Origin of the sequence: Rubripirellula tenax (assembly GCF_007860125.1) — a bacterium.
GTDB lineage: Bacteria > Planctomycetota > Planctomycetia > Pirellulales > Pirellulaceae > Rubripirellula > Rubripirellula tenax.
The window spans coordinates 88,929-111,933 of sequence record NZ_SJPW01000006.1; the positions used below are offsets into that span (position 1 = coordinate 88,929).

The following is a 23,005-nucleotide window of genomic DNA, read 5'->3' on the forward strand; positions in this document are numbered from 1 at the left end:
GTTACCTCAAGCTTTTCCGATATTGAAGACGCCAAGCTTGGTAATCTTCTTCATCGACGATTCCATCCAGGTCCAAATCGTAGATGGAGTCATAGAGCAGGTCGTTCTCTTGGGTTCCAAGTGCCGAAAAGAACAAATTTCGGTCAGCAATATCTACGTCCGCGTCTCCGTCATAGTCCCCTAGGAGGCGATGGAAATCGAACGAGTACACATCGTCGACCACGCCGGCACCCCCATCGAGTCGATTTCGGGGATCTCCATCGGCATGAATCGCGGTGGTATCAAGGTGCAATTGGAATAGGCCGTCTTGGAGGATCGTCTGGGACGTTGGACCTGTCAGATCGATCGTCAACGTTGCCGTCAATTCGTCGTAGTCGTAACTTGTCGCAGAAAGCGCCCCCGAGGGGCCGGCTAGAGCCACCGCGTTTGCAATCGCGCCGCTATCAATCAAGTCTTGCAAGTTCGCGTTGCGACTAAAGACGACCACAATCTTTGAAATATCCGACCGCTGGTCACTACCATCGTTGACCGTGATCGAGTCGATCAGAAGCGGCGCGGGCGGATTTTCGATTTCGACTGTCGTCGATGCCGAAGTTTCGGATCCATCGTCATCCGAAAGCATCGCTGTGATGGTGAACGATTTCAGCCGGACTGCGGTGTCGTTTACGAACGGATGAGAGGCGCTGAAGGTCATGTTGCTTTGGTCGACGACAGCCGGTGACGTCGTTCCGTCGCCCCAGTCGATCATGACGTTGTGAACGTCCATGCGACCAGGGTCAGTGAAGTTGCCGACGACGACCACCGGAGCGTTTTCACGCACGATCAAGTTTTCCACTTGAAAAAGTTGAATCGCGGGTGCGACATTGTCGATCGTCACCGCGGTGGTGACCGCTGCGCTAGATCCGCCATCATCGTCACGCACCGAAACGGAGATGTTGTATTCGTCGAACAGCGTCGCGTTGCCTGGCGAGACACCATCATCCAGATAACGGTGGCCGATATTAAAGTCATTCACGCCCGCAGCAAGCGGTACCGACTGCACAGTACCGTCACCCCAGTTGATGTCCAGGATGAACGAGTCCAGTACGCCGGGATCGACGATCTGGCCGGTCAATTGAATGATTTGATCTTCGTCGACTCGCGCAACTGGCGTGCTTATGTTGCGCAGCGAAGGATTCGCGTTTTGAACATTGACCGTTTTCGATGCCGTGTAGCTGCCGTCTTCGTCGATCGCGGTCACGCTGATTGTGCGCGGACCATCATCGGCAAATCCGTGAGATGCCGAATTGACATTTCCAACCGCTTCGACGGTTCCATCGCCCCAGTTGATGATCCAGTTCGTCACGGTGTCGTCACCGGGATCGTTTGCCGATAAACCGAGTGTGTAAGGCGTCCCTTCGATTGCCGTAGAAGGTCCGGATAGAGTGAGTGTGGGATCAACGTTGTTGACCACGATGTCCGTCGTGTATTCGGTCCCGTCGCCAAAGGGTTGACCTACAACGGCGCGGACGGTGTAAGTGCCGTTGTCGGGCAGGAATGATGTGGGAACGACTGCCGACGCATCAGGACTAAATTCAATCTCAAAATTGCCGTCGTTGTTGAAGTCGTAGGAGTAGAACAGTGACGCCAGATCGGTTGGGGATGGGTCGAACTGGTTGCTGAACGTCACCGTCGCGGACTGGCCTTCGTTGACGGGCCCGGAGTTGGAGAATTCCGCATTGGGTGCGACATTCTCGACGATCAGTTCGGTGTTGGCCGTCACGGTATCGCCGTCATACTGAAATTCAGCGATCACTTGATAGAAGTCTGCGATATCCAGTCCACCGGCGACTAGCTGGTTCCAAGAGATGGTCGGATTCAATCCTGTCGCGATTGGTGCGGGGTTAAAGCCAATGAACCATTGGACGGCGATCACTCCGGGTGCGGCCGAGCCCTGCAGCGTGAGCGACTCGCCTTGCAGAATCGTATAGGGACCGCCGGCGCTGACTTGTGCGGCCGTGACTTCCACCAAGACGTTCTTGATGGCTGGCGGATACGCGCCGGGCGCAGAGTCTTCATCCACGGGGCGAACTTCAACGTTGAAGCTGCCCGGACGCGTGAACGCGTGCTCGGCGAGAACCGTGCCACTACCGAAGACTTCGATGGGGCTGCCGTCTTTCCAATCCACGCGCCACTCGGTGATGCGATCATCGCCCGGATCGGTTGCCGTGAATGACAGTTGATAAGCATCGCCGACTCGTGTCATTGCGTCGCCGCCAAGCGTGACCGTCGGTGCCGTATTGTTGACAACGAGTGTCGCGAAAGCTTGCGAGGTTCCTTGGTCGTTGGTCGCACTGAATCCGATTTGGAACGTTCCATCATCGTTGATTCCCATGTCGACGAGTTGATTCCAAGTTAGCGTCAACGTTTCGCGGGTCGAAGTTGCAAAGAGCGATGTTCCGTTCGCATCTCCGAATACGCCGTCACCATCAAAGTCCCAAGCGACGGGTTCCGACAGACGATTCGAACTGCCCAGCGGCGAAACATCAATGACGATCGAAACCGATTGACCTTCGCTGATCGGTCCCGGCGTGCCGACGAAACGAACCACCGGCGGAGCCACGATTTGTACGCCTTCAAATGTGTCGTACGTGAGCGTTCCGCGAGGCGTGGGTGTTGTCACCCTCAGCGTCCCGGCCGTTTGAGACGGATTCGTGGGAAAGAACGACTGGTTTTGAGGATCGAACAACAACCTGTCGCCGGGGAACGTTGTCGGATCATCGCCATGAGCGATTGTGGTCGACGTCGGATCAAGTCCGGCGCCAGACACTCGCACCGTGTCTTGGCCATCCCCTGCGTTGACGACCGTCCGAGCGCCGGGCCCCGTCAACAGGATCGATATGTCGTCGCTGCCGGCATTGCCGTTAACCACAAGAGAAGTGCCGCTGGTGATTGAACGGATTTGCGCGGTATCGGCATCCGCACCAAGGTTCACGACCGTCGTGGGCGTGGTCGGACTGCCCGGCAGCGATGGACTCAGATCAAGCAACACGACCGAGTCATTGCCACCACCGGTACCGATGGTGACTCGTGTGACTTCCGGATCGGGAGCATCGCGAAGCGTGATCGTGTCATCCCCACCCGCCGTCAAAACCGTCAGTTGTTCGATCGCGTCAAAGGAAGTTAATAACGATTGCGGATCGGGTTGGTTTAGGTCGACGTTCAACGAGACGATGCCGCCAACGTCGGAAGCATTGCCGATCGAGCCAACAAACAGAGTTAATCCATCGTCGCTGGCTACGACTGCGGTCGGTGAAAGCAGACCCTCGACGCCGCCGGTATCATTCCGTAGGACCTGGACGAACTGCAATTGGCCGTCGGTTGGGTTTCGTTGGAAGACAGCCAATCCGTTGCCGCCTTGTCCGGCGACGATCACGAATTGATCGTCCGAAGTGACGGTCACATTACTAGCACCCAGCAAACCGCGTACACCATCAATACCGTTGCGGATGGTTTGAAGGTGCTCCAGCGTACTGCCTGTGCGTTTGAAGATGGTCAGAGCATTGTCGTCGGCAGCCGTCACGTAGACGAATTGATCGTCATCGCTGACCGATACAGAGCTAGCGCCGCCCATTCCTCTTAGCGTGACCGTGCCGCCAAAGACATCCGCAACGGATGCATCGTCCGCAAACACTTGCGGAGGAGCAGCGATCGAAGCGGTAGTGCGGACTTCCAGCTGGTTGCCGGTCACTTTGTAAAGGAGTTGGCCATCGGCGCTGAGTACGATATCGCCGTTGGACGAAACGCTTGCATCGGCCTGGGCACTCAAAACGCCAGAGACTGTATCTCGGCTGAACACGTCTAGGAAGTTGTCGCCGCTTGCAAATAACCGAGTTCCGTCGGCGCTGATGGCGATGGAGCTGATGCTGGAGTCATCGAATTGGCTAATTCCGACGAATGTTAACGATCCGTTTGAGTTTCGTGCAAAAATCGTGACGCGATTGTCAAGCGAGCTGGAAACGTAAACATGATTCCCGTCCGGGCTAACCAAAACATCACTGATGCCGTTCAAATCGTTAACGGTAGCCGGGCCGCCGATTCCTCCAATGGTGTCGCCATCTTTGATCAGCTGTCGCTGAGCAAAATCGCTGGCGCTGAGGACGACAAGTGCGTCCTTCACTGAATCGATGCCATAAATGTGTTGTCCGTCGGGACTGAGCGTGATCGCATCGAAACCGGCAAGTTTGTCGTCGACACCGAGGTCGGCGCGAGTCGCCTTGATATAAGCGATGCCCGAGGTTGTGTCAGAGAACGTTTCATTGCTGAGACCGATCACCGAGCCGTTCACCGAAGCATTGATTCGGATGGTGCCATTGGGAACGAGCGTTACCCAGACGGCGTTGGCATTCAACGCGGACAAGGCCGTAAGAGATCCGGATCCACCGAACGATGAATTCGTGGCTACTCCACCAGTCGACAGCGGCGGCATGTGTGACGTGCTGCCCGTACCCAATTGCAATCCCAACTTTGGATTGGCAAGAGGAACCGTTGACAAGTTGACGAATAACACAAGGTCATGATTGGTGTAGTCATCGGTTGTAATGTTCGAACCATCAACGATCTGACTCATCACTTCCGCCGTTGCTTCCAGCCGTACGACCGCGGCCAATGCATCAGGTGTCTTGCCTGCGTTGATCGCGTTTCGAACGGAGGTTGGCAACTGTGAGAACGTTTTGGGCAACAATCCGACCACTTCGGCACCGCCGACCAGACCAGCGATGATCGGCGTTGATCGCGTTGTAGCGATCGCAGGATTGACGGCGGTGATGCCGCTGGTTTGCAATCTCGACGTCCCAACTTGGCTGTTCGGCAATCCCCCAGGGGTATTGCCACCAACAATCAATCGGCCACTACCGCCGCTGGGCGCTCGCGCACCTGTTGCTGGATTGACACCACCGATGCCTCCAGATGTGTTGACGTTCGCAGAATTCGCGTTTAGCACCGACGCGACGAGTTTGACCGAACCGCCTGCACCGCCACCACCACCGCCACCTGCGCCACCGTTACCGCCATCGCCCCCATCGCCGCCATCACCTCCGTCTCCACCGTCATCGTTGTATCTCGTTGCTGTTCCACCAGATTGGCCGCCTGAACCACTCGCACGTGATTCGCCGTTGCCTCCGACGCCTCCCTTCGCGTCAAGAGAGACACCGCTACGCACAAGAATTCGACCTTGAGCGAGTAATTCAATGGCGCCACCGCCGCCACCTCCAGCACCACCGGCGCCTCCGCGCGCTCCGGCGCCGCCACCGCCACCGCCTGCTCCTCCTCCACCGGACTCGCCGGCGCCAAATTCGGAGTAATCACCTCCGCCTCCGCCGCCACCTCCTCCACCGCCACCGCGTCCGCCGCCCGCGCCGCTGCCGCCCGCTGAGCCACCCGTGCCACCGGAAATACTGGAGCTCGTTCCACTATTCGTTCCCGCACGGCCATTCCCGCCGTCAGCTCCATCCGATCCGTCGGTACCGGATCCACCAGCTCCTCCATCAAGCCCTCCCCCTGCACCACCACCTACATCTCGAGAGCCACTCGCGCCTCCAGAGCCGAAGCCGCCACCGACACCTCCGATTGCGCTTTGAACTGTTAGCACTCCACCCAACAGCGGTTGTCCACCGACGTCGATATTAAAGGTGCCAACGCCGGGAAAGACGACGTTTGCAAAAAACGGTCGCGGCAAAGTAGTGACCGGAATAGCCGTTGGCACGCTGCTTCTTACGCCTTGAAACGGTATGTCTACGTTCGCTTGACTAATAATTGCAAAGCCGGACCCAAAGCCAAAATTAACGACAACGGAGCCAGTCAGTTGCCCACGCAGACCGCCGAATCCACCCGCACCACCGGAAACGAAAGCACCGTTTCCGTTGATGCCCGGCGATCCGCTGTTTCCAGTGTTGCCGAGTCCACCGTCGCCGCCTTCGCCACCACTACCGCCACTCCCTCCATTCTGGCTGTTGTTGGACGTATCAAAACCGTCACCGGCGCCACCGCCACCGCCACCGCCACCGCCACCGAGGAATCCTCCGCCATTGCCGCCTCCACCGCCTGAAGGCTCGCCCGATAAACGTCCAGGAGCTCCACCTTGGCCGCTTCCTGTCCCACTGGCTCCACCCACTCCTGAGTTTCCTGCACCGCCATTACCGCCAGTTGTTCCACCCGTGCCCGCAGTGCCCTGCGCTGCGGGCGAGCCACCAGCGCCACCACCGGCTGTTGATGAGCTGTTAACAGCGGAGACGTCGAAAATGACGTTGTTGCCAACAATGATGTCATCGGCTGCCCAAATCGATGGGGCACGGCCATCGGCGCTAAAGACGCGGATCGTTGTGTTGTCGGGAATCTCCAGTTCACCGGCAAACCGAAACTGCGTGATTCCATTGCTCAACATTGCCACTGACAACGGCACGCCAAAGAAACTGCTGCCATTGCCGAATTGCCCATTGTTCTGGAAGACGCCATCGCGTGTGTTGTCAACCACGATGACACCGTTACCCGAGACTGTTGCTAACCACCATTCGGCACCATCAAGCAATGCTGTCGTGGTGATGTTGGTCCGTGGCACCGTCGATGGGCCGCTCGCCGCAGCCGTTCCGAACGCCGCGTCGCGTGGCACGATGTTGTCGATCAGAAAAGACGACGCCGCGTTAAAATTCATGGACGTCAGTGCCGCGAAACCAGGTGCTGACGACACACTGATTTCAAACGTTTGCATTCCCGGTGTTGAATCAAGTGTCAGGCCGCCCGGTAAGTTCTGGGTGGATCCATTGAGCGTGATACCTGAGACGTTAACGACTGCGCCGGCGGGACCATCCAAGTCGACGCTGAATGTTGTGAATGCACCATTGTCTTGTCGTCTCATCGTGAAGTTGGTGCCGCTGGCCGCCGACGAAGATCCGCCTTGATCGATGACAAAGGTGCCGGTCGAAGTCAAGCGATAGCCGTCTTCTTCGTAGGTCGTGCCGCTGGCGGTCAGGTCAAAGGAGATGACTTGCTCAAAGTTGTTCAGTGTCGTGAAGCCCGACGGATCTTGCGGACTCAGGACGCTCAGACCTGTACGCAATTCGACGCGGTCGTCATCGATAAATCCGACGACATCGCTGGCCGTTTCACTGACGACATCCAACGTGTCCGCTTCGGAACCACCGATGATTCGTGTCAAGTCGACACCCGTCGTTGGGATGACTTCCACTCGGCCGGTCGCGGGAATTGTATCGGCTTCGATCAGCCCACTGCGATGGATCCAGGCTACCGGCGTCGCGGTTGGCCCGTTGTTGGATGAGTTGTCCACGATCAACGTTTCGGTGGTCAGGTTCAGCGTCGTGAACTGCTGGTTCAACGGGAATCCGTCCACAAAGACGTGAACGATGTCTTCGTCACGTCCGCCAGAAATCTTGGTTTCCAAAACTCCAACTTCCACCACATTGATCACATCATCACCACCGTCACCGTCGATGGCGACTTTCGTGGCTGGCAGGCTGTGATTGATTTCGACGATGTCGTTTCCTGATCCGAGACGCACGTCGACCGATTCGATGGAATTGAACAGAATCTCGGTCGAGGCGATGTTGGCAATCACACCGTTGCGAATCGACCCGGTCGTGACGGCTGTCGATACGCCGGACCGGTCAACAACAAGCGTGTCGTCTCCACTGCCATTGCCGTTGACGGTCAATGATGCGTCCGCGTCAAAAACGGTCACCAAGTCATCCCCATCGCCTGTGTCGATGACCGTCGGATGGGATACCGTTCGTATCTCGATCGTATCCTGCACGCCACCACCGGCTGAAACCGAAAGCGGCGCGGTCGTGTCTTCGATGACCAGCGTGTCTGGCGAGTCACCTAGGGTAAGCCTAAGCGAAGCAATGGATTCGAATGCGATGTCGCCTGGTGCGCCTTCCAGCAAGCCGCGTTGACCACCTCTTGTGCTGCGGAGTCGAAGGTTTGTATCCGTGGTTGACGTGATTTCAAGTGAATCCGCAGCACCAGGGCCGCCGATCAACAATAGGTCCGCGCTGATGTTGGTTAGCGAGTCTCCGATCTTCATTTGATCGCTACCGGGGCCGGCGTTGATCGTCGTCTCGGTATGATTCGCGACAGACTCGACAGTGAACATGTCGTTGCCGGCGCCCAGGCTGATGCTTAATTGTTCCACGTCCTGGTAACGAATGCCTGCACCGGGATTGACGGTGCTTTGAACGCTGCTTCCCATGCCGAGACCGGTCACGCCGCTGCTCGTTAATACACCGATGTTGTCGGTGTTATCACCACTGTCGTCGATCCGAAGTGCATCAATGCCACTTCCCACGCCGCCAAAGAATTCGACAAGACCGTTCACGTCATTGGCGCGTGCTGTGGAACCGATTTGCACGAGATCAGATCCCAGGCCACCGGTAACCGTGGTTCGTACATCGGCAGATGTGCTTCTTATACCCAGTTCGTTCGATGTCGCACCGAGCTTGATTTCTAGATTCTCGATGCCGCCGAACGTCACTCCGCCTCCGAGCCCCAGACCTGTGACAGAGTTCTGTGTGACGATACCGGTATTGGTTAGTGTGTCGCCGGAATCATCCAGCGACAGAGTGTCATCGTCCGGACCGGCAATGAGGTGGATCGAACCGCGAATCGCGTTCAGGTTGCCACCCGAGTTAGCGCCCATCACGGATGAAGTGGTGGGAGATGCATTGCTTCCGATTTGGATCGTATCAACGCCATCGAAAGTCGTGATGACAGCCGCGGTTCCAGATTCAATTCTGGCGATACTGATCTCATCGGAGTCTTGATTGGTCGATATATTCAGTGTTGGCGTCGCGATACGGCCTTGGACGAGCACCGTCGTCGGTAAATTGGTGGATTCACCAGGATCGCTGCCATGATCGGCCGCAATGGTGACGGAGGACAACGCCTGGATGACTGCCGAGGCGGGAAGAAGGAAGTTGTCGCCGGCACGCAGGGTGACGGAGCCGCGCGGCGCGAGAATGCTTCCGGATCCGCCGATAGCAATGTCTTGGCCGTCGGCAACGGCATCGGGAACCGTGACGACAACGTTGCCCGTGTTGGATCGAATCGAACCAATGCTTAGCCCACGGGCATCATCGGAAACTTCGGTGATAAAAACGCCGCCATTGGCGAATGCATCCAACGCCTCGCTGGCGCCACGGGATTCAATCTCGATGGGGTTTCCAGCTGTCCCGATCGATCCGGCAATCGCGGAGACGTCAATCGCGTTCGCCGTGATATTGACAGCTTGACCCGGTTCATCGTCGAGAATCGATCCGACGTTGTTTTTAAGATTCACGATTCCGGTGGCGGACGCGATTTCACCGACAAGCATGTCGCCCGAAAGCTGTTCGACGAAGATCGAATCGCGAGCGGAAACGTTGATCACAACGGTTCCTGTTTGCGAGGGTGCTTTCGTCCTGATGGGTAACGCTGAAGTGCCAACGCGACCGGACGGAGCGGTCACGGTAAGCGTCGTGGTTTCAATGGAAGCAGCACGCTCGGTGGGTGCGGCGTCGATCGCTGCGATATCGCCGCCGAGATTCGTGATCACCGTCGTGCCGAATGGGGTTTTGATTTCACCGTTGAGCAAAATATCGCTGTTGCTGCGATTGGTGATCGTGATGGGCGTTTCCCCCGGCGTTGACGGCAAAAACTGTGGCGTGAACCCAGTCTTGTTGGCCACGTTGACGACGACATTCTGTGAGACATTCGGTGCCGGGTTGATGACGTCGATGTCGTTAATGCGAATGTTCCGGTTCGCATCGCTGGTGATGTCGACGCGATCGAAACCGGTCACAAACACGAACTCAGGGTTACCGGTGATTTCGGCCGTCGTCGTGAAGCCCGCCGGTTTGAAGTTGGTGTCGTAGAAGACCGGCGGAATCACGAACTCGACTCGTCCCGCCGCAAGCGGGTCATTGTTCAGAATGTCATCGACGATGATCTCGCCACCGTTATAGGTGTCGCCAACCTGGATGCTGTTGGTGTTTAGCGTCAGATTTTCTTTCGTGAGCACTTTGCCATTGGTATCGACCACCAACGTGGGGCCTGGCGCACCGAGCAAGAAAACTTTTGCCGGGAAGACGATTTTGCGCGTTTCGTCTAGGGTTTCGCTCTCGGTCAATGCGCCCGTGTCAATCAAAACGAATCCAGGCGAGATCGCGCTGGCGCCGATCGTCGGTTTATTCGTGGCGTCGGCTTGTACGAGTAGGTCACGTGTGCGAATTCGTGTATTCACATCCGCCGTGATCGTGGTGGTGCTCCTTTGGATCGTGGTCGCGGTTGCCGTTGAACCTCCGGCGAACCCGTCGGCATCGGAACTCGCGGTCGAGTTCGTCGCTAGGTCCATTACGGGATCCTCCGAGAGCGTCGGTTGTTCGGCAAAGATGCGCACCGTGTTGCTGCCGCGGATAGCGTCGTCGGTGGACATACCCGCAAACGTAACTTTGGCGTTTGAATGCACATCAGTCGTGGACGTCGCGTCGGCCGTTGGAAATCCCGCACCGACTGACGAGAGCGAGTCGGCATCGGCATCGATGCTTCGAACGCGCGATCGGATCACAACATCTTTGCCGCTGGCGTTCACGTTCGACTCAAAATTCGTCGCCGCTGTCACGTTGACGGTGGTGCTGGCAACCGTCGTCGGTTCGGCTGCGAAGCCGCCATTGTTGACGGTGGCGTTGGCATCAGAAACTCCTGTGGTAAGCGCTTCGATCAGCAGGGTACGACCAGACTGAATGTCCGCTCCGCTGCCAATGCGAGTCGTGGTCGTGTCGGTAGCATTGGTACGGGCGGTCGCTTCGTTGATTGCGACCAAACCACCGGCGCCGTTGGTCACCGTGGCGACCGCGGTGTTGCTGCTGTCGCTGCGGACGGTCACGTTCCCGGTGGCTTCGATGACGGTGCCCGCGCCGACGGCGGCGGTATTGGTGTTGGTCGACACGACGCTGCTTCGGACACCGCTGCTGGCGACAATCCCACCGGTCGTGGCGTCCATCGTCGCACTCACGTTCGTGACGGACCTGGAAACCAGGCCGACGGCGTCCGCGTTGATATTGCCGCCTGATTGGGTTGCCGAAGTGACCGTCGGTGCGACGCGGGCCGAGACGATGGAGTTGTCGATCGCGACGATGCCAATGGCAATGCTGACCGACGTGGCCCGGGTCGTTGCGCGGGCGTTTGAATCGGCGTCGAACGTGACACTGCCGCCGACAGGCGTACGAGCGGTGATGTTGGCGCCATCGCCCAAGTAAGCCGCCGTGGTTGGCATTGTCAAACTTCGGGTGTTGTTGGCCGAGATCGCGCCCAGGCCAACGGCGACGGCAACGACCGTGGTCGCCGCTGTGGTGGTCGAAGCGATTTTGGCGTCGACGTCGACGCCGCCACCGACAATCGTCACCTCGGTCGCGCGGCCCGTCGATGCTGATCCTGACTCGGCGCCGATGTAGGCTTCGGACGAACTGGTGTCGCTCACGTTGAGGCTGACCAACGCCGCGACGCCGGCTCCGAAGCCGACTCCGACGACTGTGGTGGGCGCACTGGCTGTGTTCGTCGAATTTGCTTCGACATTCAATTGTCCGGCCGCGACGGATGCGGAGTCACCCACATACGCACGCGTCGTCGAGTCGGTTGTCGATTGGATATCCAAGCCAGAGATCACGACGGCGCCGACCGAGACGCCCGTCGCTTTACCTTGGGCGGTCGACGTGGATCGCGCGTCAAGGTCCAGCGTCGCGCCGCCCAGCGTCAGTGTCGCGCCGTTGGCGACATAGGCTTCGGTGGTTCGCGTCACCAGCCCGACACTCTTCCCGCCGGTGCCAGTGAGCGCACCGACACCGATGATCAAAGTCGAGGGATTGGCGCTGCTGGTATCGAGCGAATGAACTTCAACCCGTCCGGCTGTGAAGTCTGTGGTGCCGCCCAGGTACGACCGTGACGTGCCCGCGATCGTGACGTCGGTGAACATAGCCGCGATGCTGACCAGGCCGCCGCTGCCACCGCTGGCATCGGCGCTGGCCATCGGTGTGGAGGTGCTGTGGACGCGAACCGTTCGATTCGTCGGCGCGACGATCGTTCCGCCATCGATGTACGATTCGGTGGTACCGCGAATCGTCGATTCTGCGTTCGCGACCGCGGCGGCAACGCCGATGCTCAGCGATGCAGCCGCGACGATCGTGTTGGCGACGATCTTGGGCTTGGCGTCGGCGTCGACCAGGATCGCATTCGTCGTGCCACCGACGTTATTGGCGGTTACGTCGGAGTTGGCGATGAATGCCGAGGTCGTGTTGTCAATCGTGTTGACCGTTGAGGCGCCGGCGAAACCGATACCAACGACTCCGATCGACAAAGCCGCCGAAACGATGTTCGACTTGATGTCGGCGATATCGTCGACCGTCACGCTGACGGCCCGGCGAGCATCGACGTCGCTGGAATTGCGTATCGACGATTCCAGTGTGCTGGCGATCGTGTTGGTTGCAGTCGCGCCGCTGGCGGTCAAGTTGACGCCCGTCGGCGAGATGGACGCACCTATGCTGGCCGCAATGCTGAGGGCCTCGATCTTGGCGGTCGACTTCGCGTCAAGCAGCACATCGCCGCCGGTCGATTCGACTTTGGAATCGTCAACGGATGCGCGAACAACATTGCCGATGTCATTGAAAGCGAGTGCTGCACCGACGGACAAGTTGGCCGATCCCGCTGCACCGACGGCGACGTCGATCACTCCGGCGATTGCTTTGGACGTGATCGAGGCACTATCACGCGTGGTGATTTTGATCGATCCAACAGCCCGGACGCGTTGGCCTGACGCGTTGTCGCTGTTTGAGATGATCGATTCAACCGTGTTGCGAATACGGTTGGTGGCCGTCGCGCCCGCAAAACTGGCGCCCACGGCTGCGCCTGAGCTGGCGGCGACCGACAACGCGCCGCCGACGGACAGCACGTCGATTTTGGATGTCGACGTTGCGGATACATCCACCGCTCCGGTGGCATCAACGCGAGCGTTATCGATGATCGCACGTGTGGTGTTGGCGATCGCATTGGAAGCGATCGACAACCCGGCCGATAGCGACGCGGCGCCACCGGCCCCGGTACTGGCGGAGAGCGATCCAGCGCCGGATTCCGCCTTGATCGTGGCGTTGTCGGTCGCCGACACGTTCACAATGCCGGTTGCATCGACACTCGCGTTTCGGATTGCGGCTTCGATGGTGTTGTTGACTGAATTGCCCGATCCGCTGCCGGCGCCAGAGAGCGCGGTGCCACCGCCAGAGCCACCGGCAAGTGTGCCGGAGATGCCGATGGTAAATACGTCGATCGTGGCATTCGACGTCGCCGTCAGCGATACGTCGGCGCCGTCGACATCGGACGTGACGATGCTGGCGATGACGCGATTGCCAATGTCGTTTGTCGCAGCCGAACCCGCTCCGGCGATCGCGACTCCGCCGCCGGCGCCACCCGCCCCGGCGAGTGCGACGGCGCCTGAGTCGGCGGTGATGACCGAGTTGTCCGCGGCGGTCAACCGAACGTTGCCGGTCGCAGCGACATTGCTTCCGTCGCGAATCATTGCCGTGATCGAAGCGTAGATCTGGTTGCCACTGCCTGCACCGGCACCGGCGAACGCGGTCCCGCCTGCAGGACCCGAGCCAATCGTGCCTGCACCGGCAACGGTCAAAGCCTCGATCGTTGCGGTGGAACTGGCCCGGACGTCGACGCTGCCGCCGCCGGTGATCGTGGACGCGTCGACGGAGGCATCGATCGAGTGTGACTGACCGGGCGCTTCGCGGCCGATCGTATTCAATGCGATTGACAAACCGATTGATCCACCAGCACTTGAATCTCCTGTTGCCAGCGCCAATGCTACTCCACCGCCGTCGGCATCGATGGTTGAAGTGTCCATAGCGACAATCGTCACGCTGCCGGGGGCGAGCCGATTCAACGTGCTGCCCGCCGAGACTGTCGAGACGGTGCCCTGGCCGCCGATTTCGTTGATCGCCAGTGCGCCAGCCAGCGAAATGTTGCGGGCACCGCTGCCGCCGATCGCGATCGAACGGATCTTGTCGGCGGATTCGGCTTTGGATTCGAAAGAGCCCCGCAGGCCGACGGTTGAGTTGTCGACGATCGAGAGGGTGTGATTGAGCAGGGAGTTGTAAGCCACGCCGGCGCCAAACGCAGCACCGCGACCGCCCGCGATACCGCCGGCGAGCGAGAAAATGTCCGACTCGTCTTTGGCAAGAAGCAAAGTGCCACCATTTCCGGTCGCCGTGACATTGCTATCCCGGATCGACGCTTCGACGGTGTTATTGGTCCAGCTGAGCGAGATACCGCCAGCGGCGCCTAGACTGTTCGACCCCGTTTGGCCAATGCCGATCCCAAGTGAAGCGCTGATCGATTTCAAATCGTTTGTGTCCTTGGCGGTGATGCCAAGCGACCCGGCATGCGTCAACGTGGTGCCGTTTCGCACACTCACCGATGTGGTGTTGTTGATGTTGTTGACGGCGACCGCCGCGCCAAATCCGCCGCGAGAACCGAGGCTGGCCGAACCGGCGATCACGAACAAACTCGTGTCGTCGGTGGCCAAAATTACCGTCGGACCCGCCAGCACCGTGACGACCGCGTCATCGGTCCAAGCATTCGTCGTATGAGTGATCTCGTTGAGCGAGACCGAGCCGGCTAGTGCCGTGCCACCCCGTCGCGGTGACGCGCTGCCACCGGCAGTCAGCGAGAACAGATCGCCATCGCGAGTCGCTTCGACACCGAGCCCCGATCTCGCGACCACGGTAGCGTTCTGGATCGCCGCAATCGTCGATCCGCTGAGAACGTTCTTGCTGAATGATCCCGCGATACCGCCGGATTTTTTGTCGGGGGAACCGGTCGCGAAGGCGGCCGCGCCCGATGCGGCGATGATGCTGGTGGAATTATTGGCATCGATCGAAACGTTCGCCCCTTCGATGCGGCCGACGTTGTTGATCAGGGCCCGCACGTTGTCGTTGACAACGTTGATCGAGACATCGCCGGAAAATGCGATACCTCCCTTACCGCGTTCACCCGAGTCACCGGAATCGGCCACGTTGGCGAGCCGAGAGGCACCTGCGGCGGCGCCGAGTGAATCGCCGGAAAATTTCGGATCGTCGCCGCCATCGCTTTCACCGTCCTGGCTGGCCGGTTTCGCGATCGCCGCTGCGACGGAGAACGCCCATAGATCACCTTCGACCACCGCGAGTACACTCACGTCGCCGGATGCGTTGATATCCGCTGCGCCCGTCGCTGCGGGAACGGTCGACTCATCACCGATCAGCGCTAAAACGTCGCGGTCGATATCGTTGATCGCCACGGTGATGCCGAAGCCGAGGTTGGTACCTTTCGCGACCGAGCCAGCCCAATTGATCCCCGTCGCCAAGTCGCCGGCGTACACGCGCAGCGGACTTCCCGGTGTGTCGACTTCTGCGGTTCCGGTTCCACCGGTGACTTTAGCCCCACGAGCTAGCTGGGCTCGCGTTTTACTATCTTGCTCGACGTAGGCGACTGTTCCAGCGACGCCGTACTTGCCACCCGCGGCACCTGCCTGAGTGAAGTTGAAATTCATCAAAGCTTCTTCGGCTTTGATATTCAAACCACCGCTGGCGCCGGTATAAACACTGGTCGCTTCCTCGATCAACGCCGTCGTCGTGTTGTCAAGCAATGAAATGAAGACGGCACCGCCGACGCCACCACGACCACCACCAGACGCGACCGGTGATATATTCAGTTCCGGATCGAACTTGGCGTTGAACGGATCGAGTGTGCCGGACGGCAATTTGAAATCGAACACGCCCGTGACGTTGAACAATTGCGAATAGTTCGTCGCTTCGACCGAGACGACTTGTTCGCCGCCTTGATTGGGGTGCGGGTTGGTAGCGTTGACTCGCCACGCAAGATCTTGATTCAGGTTTGCACCTGAGCCGACGATCGCCGTTGAGACGTTTGTGAATTCTAGATAGTTGACCGATCCTGCGATCGCAGTGCCGCCTGCCTTGCCGGTGCTGCGGGCCCATGTGTTGAACAGCTTCGATTGCAGCCCGAGCGAACCATCCAAGTAATCGTTTAACGCGTCGTAGCCTTCGTTCTCGATCAGGTCGACAAGTTCGCCCAACGAACCGGGAATGAATTCGTCCGGCCGCGTGATGTAGGGATATCTCACGTCGGAGATCACCCTCATCGCTCGCAAAGCGTCCAGGTCCGCACCCGACGCGACGGTCGCTTGGGCCGTATTGTTCATTAACCCAATAACGACTGCGGCGCTCAGCGTTTTGTCGGCGGCAGCGTCGCCTTCGGGTACGTCGATGCTGGATTCGGCGTTGATTTGCAACGCCTCGCTGATCTCAGCACGGACCTCCAGATCCTCGTTCGATTTCAAGACTGCCTCGGCGCCGACGTCCGCGGTGACGACATGGTTCGTCTTGACGAATGCAAACGAAGCGGCCAGTTGCTGGTTCGGACCGGACTTGGCACCGGCATCGGTCTTGGACGCGTTGGCATCGTAGGATCCTTTCAGTGATTTAAAGAGTCGGTCCAGAGCTGAAACGTCCAAGGAAGCCTCTAGCGGAAACGTCTCGTTGGGTTTGTCGACCTGGATGCCGGCTTTGGTCAATGCCTTGTCGGTCGAGGTCAGCTGGGAGAGTACACCGACGCCGGTCGCCAAACCCGAGTCGAGTACATGCAGCGATGCCAGTGAATGCGTCCCTGTAACCGCAGACGCATCAAGGTTCAGTGCGATGCCGGCCCGCGCTTCGTATTCGGTTTGCGCCAACTGCAACACTTGGCTGTTCACCAACCGCAGATCGCCTTGCAAGTTCCGTTGGTCCAGATCCGCGATCACGTAGTAGATCCCGCCATCGACAAGGCCGGCGATGGGCATGCCGGTGGCGTTGTAACGGACCGCTTGACCGAGTTCGAACGTCGAACCGAAAAGCGAGAAATCGACACCTGATCCGGTCGCCGCCGGATTTGGCAGCGTGATCGTGTTCAGCGTGCTGTCCACAACGCTGGATGCAAACTCCTTGCGATTCACGCCGGCGCCGGATCCCAAATCAATCGCTTGGCCAGCGATCGCTTTGTCTCGCGTTTGAGCCAGCTTGATCTTGGTGGGATCACTGGTCGTGATGACAAACGCCACGTCTCCGTCGGTAAGCCCCTCGAAGCCGCTCGAACTCGGCCCCGCGATACTCGTACCGCGGCGATTGCTATAAGCGACTTTGTCGCCCGTCGACAACGCGTGCGCACCCACAACGATTGTGTCGGCGGTGGCGTCGATGAAACCCTTCTTTGCAGGGTCCGATTCGGTCGGATCAAATTCCAATTTCACAACCGAGCCAGCGGCCATGTTGGCCGTCACGGTACCGTTAACATCCGTATCAATCACGGAATTCGAAAACGACAAACCAATTCCGACGCCGGCGCGGCCGTCGGAGTACACGCCCGCTTCCGCTGTTGCTTCGGAACCCTGCAGACCTTCGGCTGTGATGTTGGTGGTCTTACCCGCGGTGATCGTTGTGCCGGAGGCGACGATCGTTTGCGATGTGATGTCCGAACGTGAGATCGCCAACGCGAACGCGACTTGCAACGGGTCGGCTGGGAAATCCCCCAAATCCCGTTGGGTTTCGCTTGTGATCAATGCGATCGAAGAACCGTCGGAGTTGATCGCGACGGCTTCCTCCGCCGTGATCGTCACGCCGGTCTTGATGTCGACGATTGCCGTCGATTTTGTCTGCACGTATCCGACACTGAACAACTTGCTGCGGGCGCGAATCGGGAACCGAACCGACGTCGCCGTGTCCGCGCCACCGCCGCCAGCACCATCGGCGATCGCGTCGGATTCGATGATGACGTTGCCGGTTGCCGAAACGGTCACTCCGGAATTCACGGTCACACGAGCATCGGATTCTTTGAACAATACCTTGAACGGAAGATCCAACAGCCCGGTTATCGTTTGGATAGCTGGATCAATGAGTAGTTCATTGAACAGTTCGGTCGTTCCGAGTAGGGAAGTGAACGACTTGTCCGCCGCCTCGGCACGGATTCGCACGTCGTCGCCCGTGATCGTTGCACCGGCACCGACGTCGATGCTGGCTACTTTGCTGGTGAATCGTACGGGCCCTAGATCTTCGAGTTGCTTGATGCCAGTCTTCTTGGCTAGCAGATCGATATCGCCGGTCGTCGCGATCACCGCGTTGGGTGAAACAATGATCGTTTCCGCAAGGACCATCAGATCTGCCGCGCCCAAGTCGACGGAACCAATCGTGATCCGGTCGCTGCCGTCATCCGTCAATCCACCCAATCCAACAACCGCCAAGTTGATCGTTAACGACGATGAAGGCTTGTTGAAAGTGATGCCTTCGAATGTCCCCGGAATTCCATCGTCGTCAGAAAGTGTCAACTGGCCCGATGCTGTTTCTGTCAGCGTCGCATTGTTGTCAGCATCCGTCAGCGTGATGACACGATCGACCGTGATCGTGTTGTCAGTGATCGGCTCTAGTCCCGCGTAGGTAATCATGTAACCGTCCCGCGCAACCGTTCCCGCATCGGGCCCCGTCGCCGTGTACGCCACTGTCCGGAACTGACCACCGTCCAACACTAACGTATCGAAACCTCGCGCGCCGCCGTCAATTGTCCCTCGCAAACTACCACGGTCTTGAAAAGAGAAAACATCCTCGTTGTCCGCGGCGCCAATCAAATCCTCGACCCCCGAAAACTGAACGTGGTCGTTGAGCGAACCACGGCCACGGTGAGTGACGACCCACAAGGAATCTCGACTCGGACCGACCAAGACGTCATTGCCGGTTTGCCCCATGAAATCAACGTTTAACGATGACGGAACGCTATCGTCAATCGTAAGGGTGTCACTATATCGAGAGCCCTTGATAAACACTTGCCCCGAGTTTTCAGCGATCGGTTGCGACTTCAAAACAGTGCCGTCATCGCTATCGACAATTTGCAAATCAGTCGCCGTGCTTTTCAACGTGACGTTGATCTCCCCGGCAACTTCGACTCTCGCGTCAAAGACAAAATCCGCCGCAAGTAGAATGCGCGGTTCAAGTGTCTCCAGTGGTCGTCCACGTCGTGTGCGGTTGTTCCAACGATCCGTGGAGCGCTGATAATCGCTGCAAGCCCTCAAAGAATGAAACGATTGGTAATTGAGTTGCCTGACGGTCGCGACGGCGATTCCAGCCAACCTGCCAAGTATTCTGACTCCGCGTCCATGGCTTGACATACGTTTCTCTCCGGGTGCAATTTACAAAGGCGGTCGCAGTTTTGTCTAAGCGTTTGACCGATGCAACATTCGCGATCGAAATCTATGGACGAAAACGAATGAAATTGCTGGCATGGGATGCGTGCGTTCACGTGTGAACATGCGATGCGATAGCGAAGTCGTGAACAAAACGCAACGCAAGCAAATCATGCGTGAAAGAGCAGCCCGTTCCTCGGCAAGGTGCACTTCGCATGCGCGATCAGAAGTTCTCGCACTCGCGGATTACCTAGCCGTTGCGGTCAAATCTAAACCGTAAAATTTGCATCCGCAGCATTGCTGTCGATCGTCAACTCGGAACAAAACATCCCGTGTTTACCATGTCCGTAGCGCGTGAGCGCCACCGCCGAAGTCCATCGTCGCCTCGTGAGCAGATCGCGAGTCAGTCAGGACTCGGGTACCCGGGAAAATCAACGAGCGCGAACATCCTTCGCATTGGGTTATGCGATCCGACGGCGCTTTGAAAGCGGGCAAGCTGATCAACGCCACGCATGTCTGCCAAGCAATCAACTCGTCAGCCGTGTGATCACATGGTGATAAACCGACCATGCCGTCGTGTTTGAGTCCAAGACGGATGTCGCGCAGAAGTGTGAGCACGATGGCGATCAGCCCAATCGTATTGGGGAGCTTTGGAAGCGGAGCGTTGATGAATCCAAAAACAACTGCGATCGCGATGATGATCGAAGCGATTGTGAGCCAATTCGCAACAGACTCGGGTGGGGGGCGAAGACTTGTGTTGGCGGTTGCGAGCAATGGAACCTAGCCGATCAGTCGCACGTGGCAACGACCGTTAGCGAAACAACGCGAGCCGCCCGGTCTCGCGTAGCCAGAATACTTACGTCCTTCCGCTTCAAATCATGTGTCGGGACAATTTCTCAGTGGGCTTCCGAGCGGCGTTCGACTCATTAAGATTTGCTTGATCGTCAATCAAATTTCTTTCGGAAACACAGTCAAACACAGATGTCAAACAAACAAATTGGTGAAGCACTTAATGGTCAGATCGCAGCGGAATTTGCATCTTGGTACTCGTACCTTGCGATGAGCACATGGTGTTCCGAGCAGGAGCTATCAGGCTGTGCCGGTTGGCTGCGTGCTCAAGCTCAGGAGGAATACACCCACGCGATGAAAATCTACGACTTTCTGCTGGATCGCGGTGTCTGCGTGTCATTCACGAAAATTGACCCGCCACGCGATTCGTTTGCTTCGATCGTTGAAGTCTTCGACTGGGCGTTACACCAAGAGCAAGAGAACACACGGCGAATCGACTCGCTTTTCCAGTTGGCGATGGAACAAAAGGCGTTTGCTTCGCTGATCGAGCTGCAATGGTTCGTGACCGAGCAAGTTGAAGAAGAAAAGACCGCTCGAGCAAACTTGGCCAGAATCAAAATGGTGGCCGATGATCCTGCCGCAATTCTGGACTTTGACAATACGCTGTCTGAACGAACGCCCCCGTTAGACACAACACCGCAGTGAGCCCTCGTTCGTCATGCGTCGCGTCGGTTTCTGATGTGCCTTGCTCGTTCTGTCCAGCGATCTTGTGCAACCTTTTGCATATCGACGGCCTTCATCCTGCTCGTCAACGATATCCATTCCAAGCAGTGTTTCGACAACGTCTTCTAGCGTCACCACGCCTGTCATCTGAGGTCGGTAGCCGGTATGTCAATCGCAGCCGCAATCCGAAGTCACGCGTGCATTGGCTACGGTTCCACGCACTAACCGCTCGCCAGATGCTCGTCGGTTTGGCTTGGTGACGCGAGTCGGTCCAACTGGATTTCGGAAATTCGCACCTCGGCGGTCTCGAGATAGAGGCCAAGTTGTCCGCTCGCAAAACTTTGATCAGCTGAAGACAACACCACGCGTCCGTTGACCGACAGTTCGATGTAGCTTCCAAAGGCGATCAGTTGCACGTCGGCTCCGCTGCGAAACTCAGAGTACCAGAACCCCGACTGCAGCGATTGAAACTTCATCATGTGCTCGCCGCTGCCGACTGGACCCGTTCCCCAGGCGCGCAGTTGGGCGACCCCCTTCAACAAATCCAGGGACAGGTAGTATCCATCGCGCGAGTCGGGTTCGATGCGAAAGACCAAACCGCACTTGCCAAGGCCCTTCATGTTCAGCGTCGCGCGAAACCGAAAGTGGTCGACGGCCTCGTCGAACACAAAAGCTTGAAATCCGCTCTCGCAGGCGAGTTCCAACGCGCCGTTATCGACTCGACAGAATTGAACTTGGGGACCGACTTCTTCGATCAGGCTGTGAATGCATCTTGTGTCAATCGGTTCTCGTATGTAGTCGGCGATTCCTTCGAACGTCGCCGCACGCAATAGCCCGTTGGCGTTCCGAACGAGTCGTTTGGGCGGAGGCATTAGGTTTTCTGCGGTTCGGTCGGTCGAATTCACCGAGTAAAAATTCCATAGCAGCCAACCTTTATGATCGCGACAAACTCGACCTGCGTAGTTTCCTTGAGCCAACAACACATTGTCGTGGTAGCTCTGCCAGCAGTTTCCGATCTTGTCGGTGTGCCAGTAGCGAATCTTGGCGTCTTCGCGGATGCTGCCAATCAAGTAGTGGTCGTCATCGACGCAGATGAGGTTCGGGACTTCGACGTCATCGTACAACCGCGGATGATGCAGCGGCGGTTGGCCGACAAAGTGATTTGGTTCAACCTCTTTCATCAGCGCGACACAGCCGCGACGGACGATGGGGCCGGTTTTGACCCTTCCGGCCGCCATCAGCCAACCGTCGGTGCCATCGTGATAGTAGAACGGGTCACGGAAGCTGACCCAACGTCGACCTTCTTCGAGCGACGATTCGTAGTGTTGCGGATCAGGCTGAAGCGGAAAGCAGCTGTCCGCGTCAAACATCGCGTGTCGACTGTCAGCGATCTCGGTTCGACTTTTGCGTAAAGCGGCCTTAACCGGTTCTGGGTCATTCGGGCCGCGATGATCTACCCAGTGAACCGATGATTTTTTCCAGTGGAAGAGATCGTCGCTGGTCGCCATGCCCAGCCTCTGGTAATTGCCTTTGTCACGTCGTGAAAGTCCGGTGTAGAACATTCTCCATCGACCGGAGTGATGCGGATTGGGCGAGACATGCATGGTCCACAACATCAGATCATCCCAACTGCCAGGATCACCGATGAACAGCGCATTATTGACTCGCCGCCAGTTCAATGCGTCCGTACTCACAGCGTGAGCGATGAAATCGTGATTGGGCAGCACGAGGTGAAAGAGGTGGTACAGCCCATCGTGGAACAGAATGTCCACATCGCCAATCGTTTTGCGGCTTCCGTCGGTTTCTGAAAACATGCTGTAAGTCGGAGTGGTGTATGGAGGTTTTGCAGTCGTGTTGGTCCGTTTATCGACCGCCGGCCCCGCCAAACAGCGAGCGGGGAACGACTATCGTAGCCTCAAGCTGCCAGCTTGTCGGCCCAAGGCAGCTCGCAAGGCGGTCGCATGCGGTTACGTTGATGTTGGATTGACGGAAACTTTCTGCTCGTGCTAGTCGGAGTCATTGGCATGGAATCTTCAACTGTGTTGGGGACGGTGTGCAAGAATGGCTACTGCTACATTTCTATCGAGCAACTTGATAAATGCGTACGAAAATCGGATCGTCTTGATCCAAGTTTTCAGCAATGCGATGCTGGTGACGCGCGGTGACGATGAATCATTGGACGCGCGTTCGATGGCGATGGCTCAA

3 protein-coding genes are annotated in these 23,005 nt (G+C 57.8%); 1 reads left to right on the plus strand and 2 read right to left on the minus strand.

Annotated features, from left to right (window positions below; all coding sequences use genetic code 11):
• Position 1 precedes the first annotated feature (1 nt).
• Complete coding sequence (locus tag Poly51_RS21345) at positions 2 to 19,000, minus strand: PKD domain-containing protein (protein ID WP_186775707.1); 18,999 nt, start codon at positions 18,998 to 19,000, stop codon at positions 2 to 4.
• Positions 19,001 to 20,269: 1,269 nt separating this feature from the next.
• On the opposite strand from Poly51_RS21345, the gene Poly51_RS21355 reads away from it, so the two are divergent.
• Positions 20,270 to 20,782 carry a ferritin gene (locus Poly51_RS21355; RefSeq protein WP_146459956.1) on the plus strand — a complete coding sequence of 171 codons (513 nt, stop codon included), beginning with the start codon at positions 20,270 to 20,272 and terminating at the stop codon, positions 20,780 to 20,782.
• A gap of 239 nt (positions 20,783 to 21,021) precedes the next feature.
• Here Poly51_RS21355 and Poly51_RS21360 read toward each other — a convergent pair whose 3' ends face one another.
• A complete protein-coding gene (locus Poly51_RS21360; protein WP_146459957.1) occupies positions 21,022 to 22,614 on the minus strand; it encodes a glycosyl hydrolase in 1,593 nt (530 codons plus the stop codon).
• Positions 22,615 to 23,005: the final 391 nt, after the last annotated feature.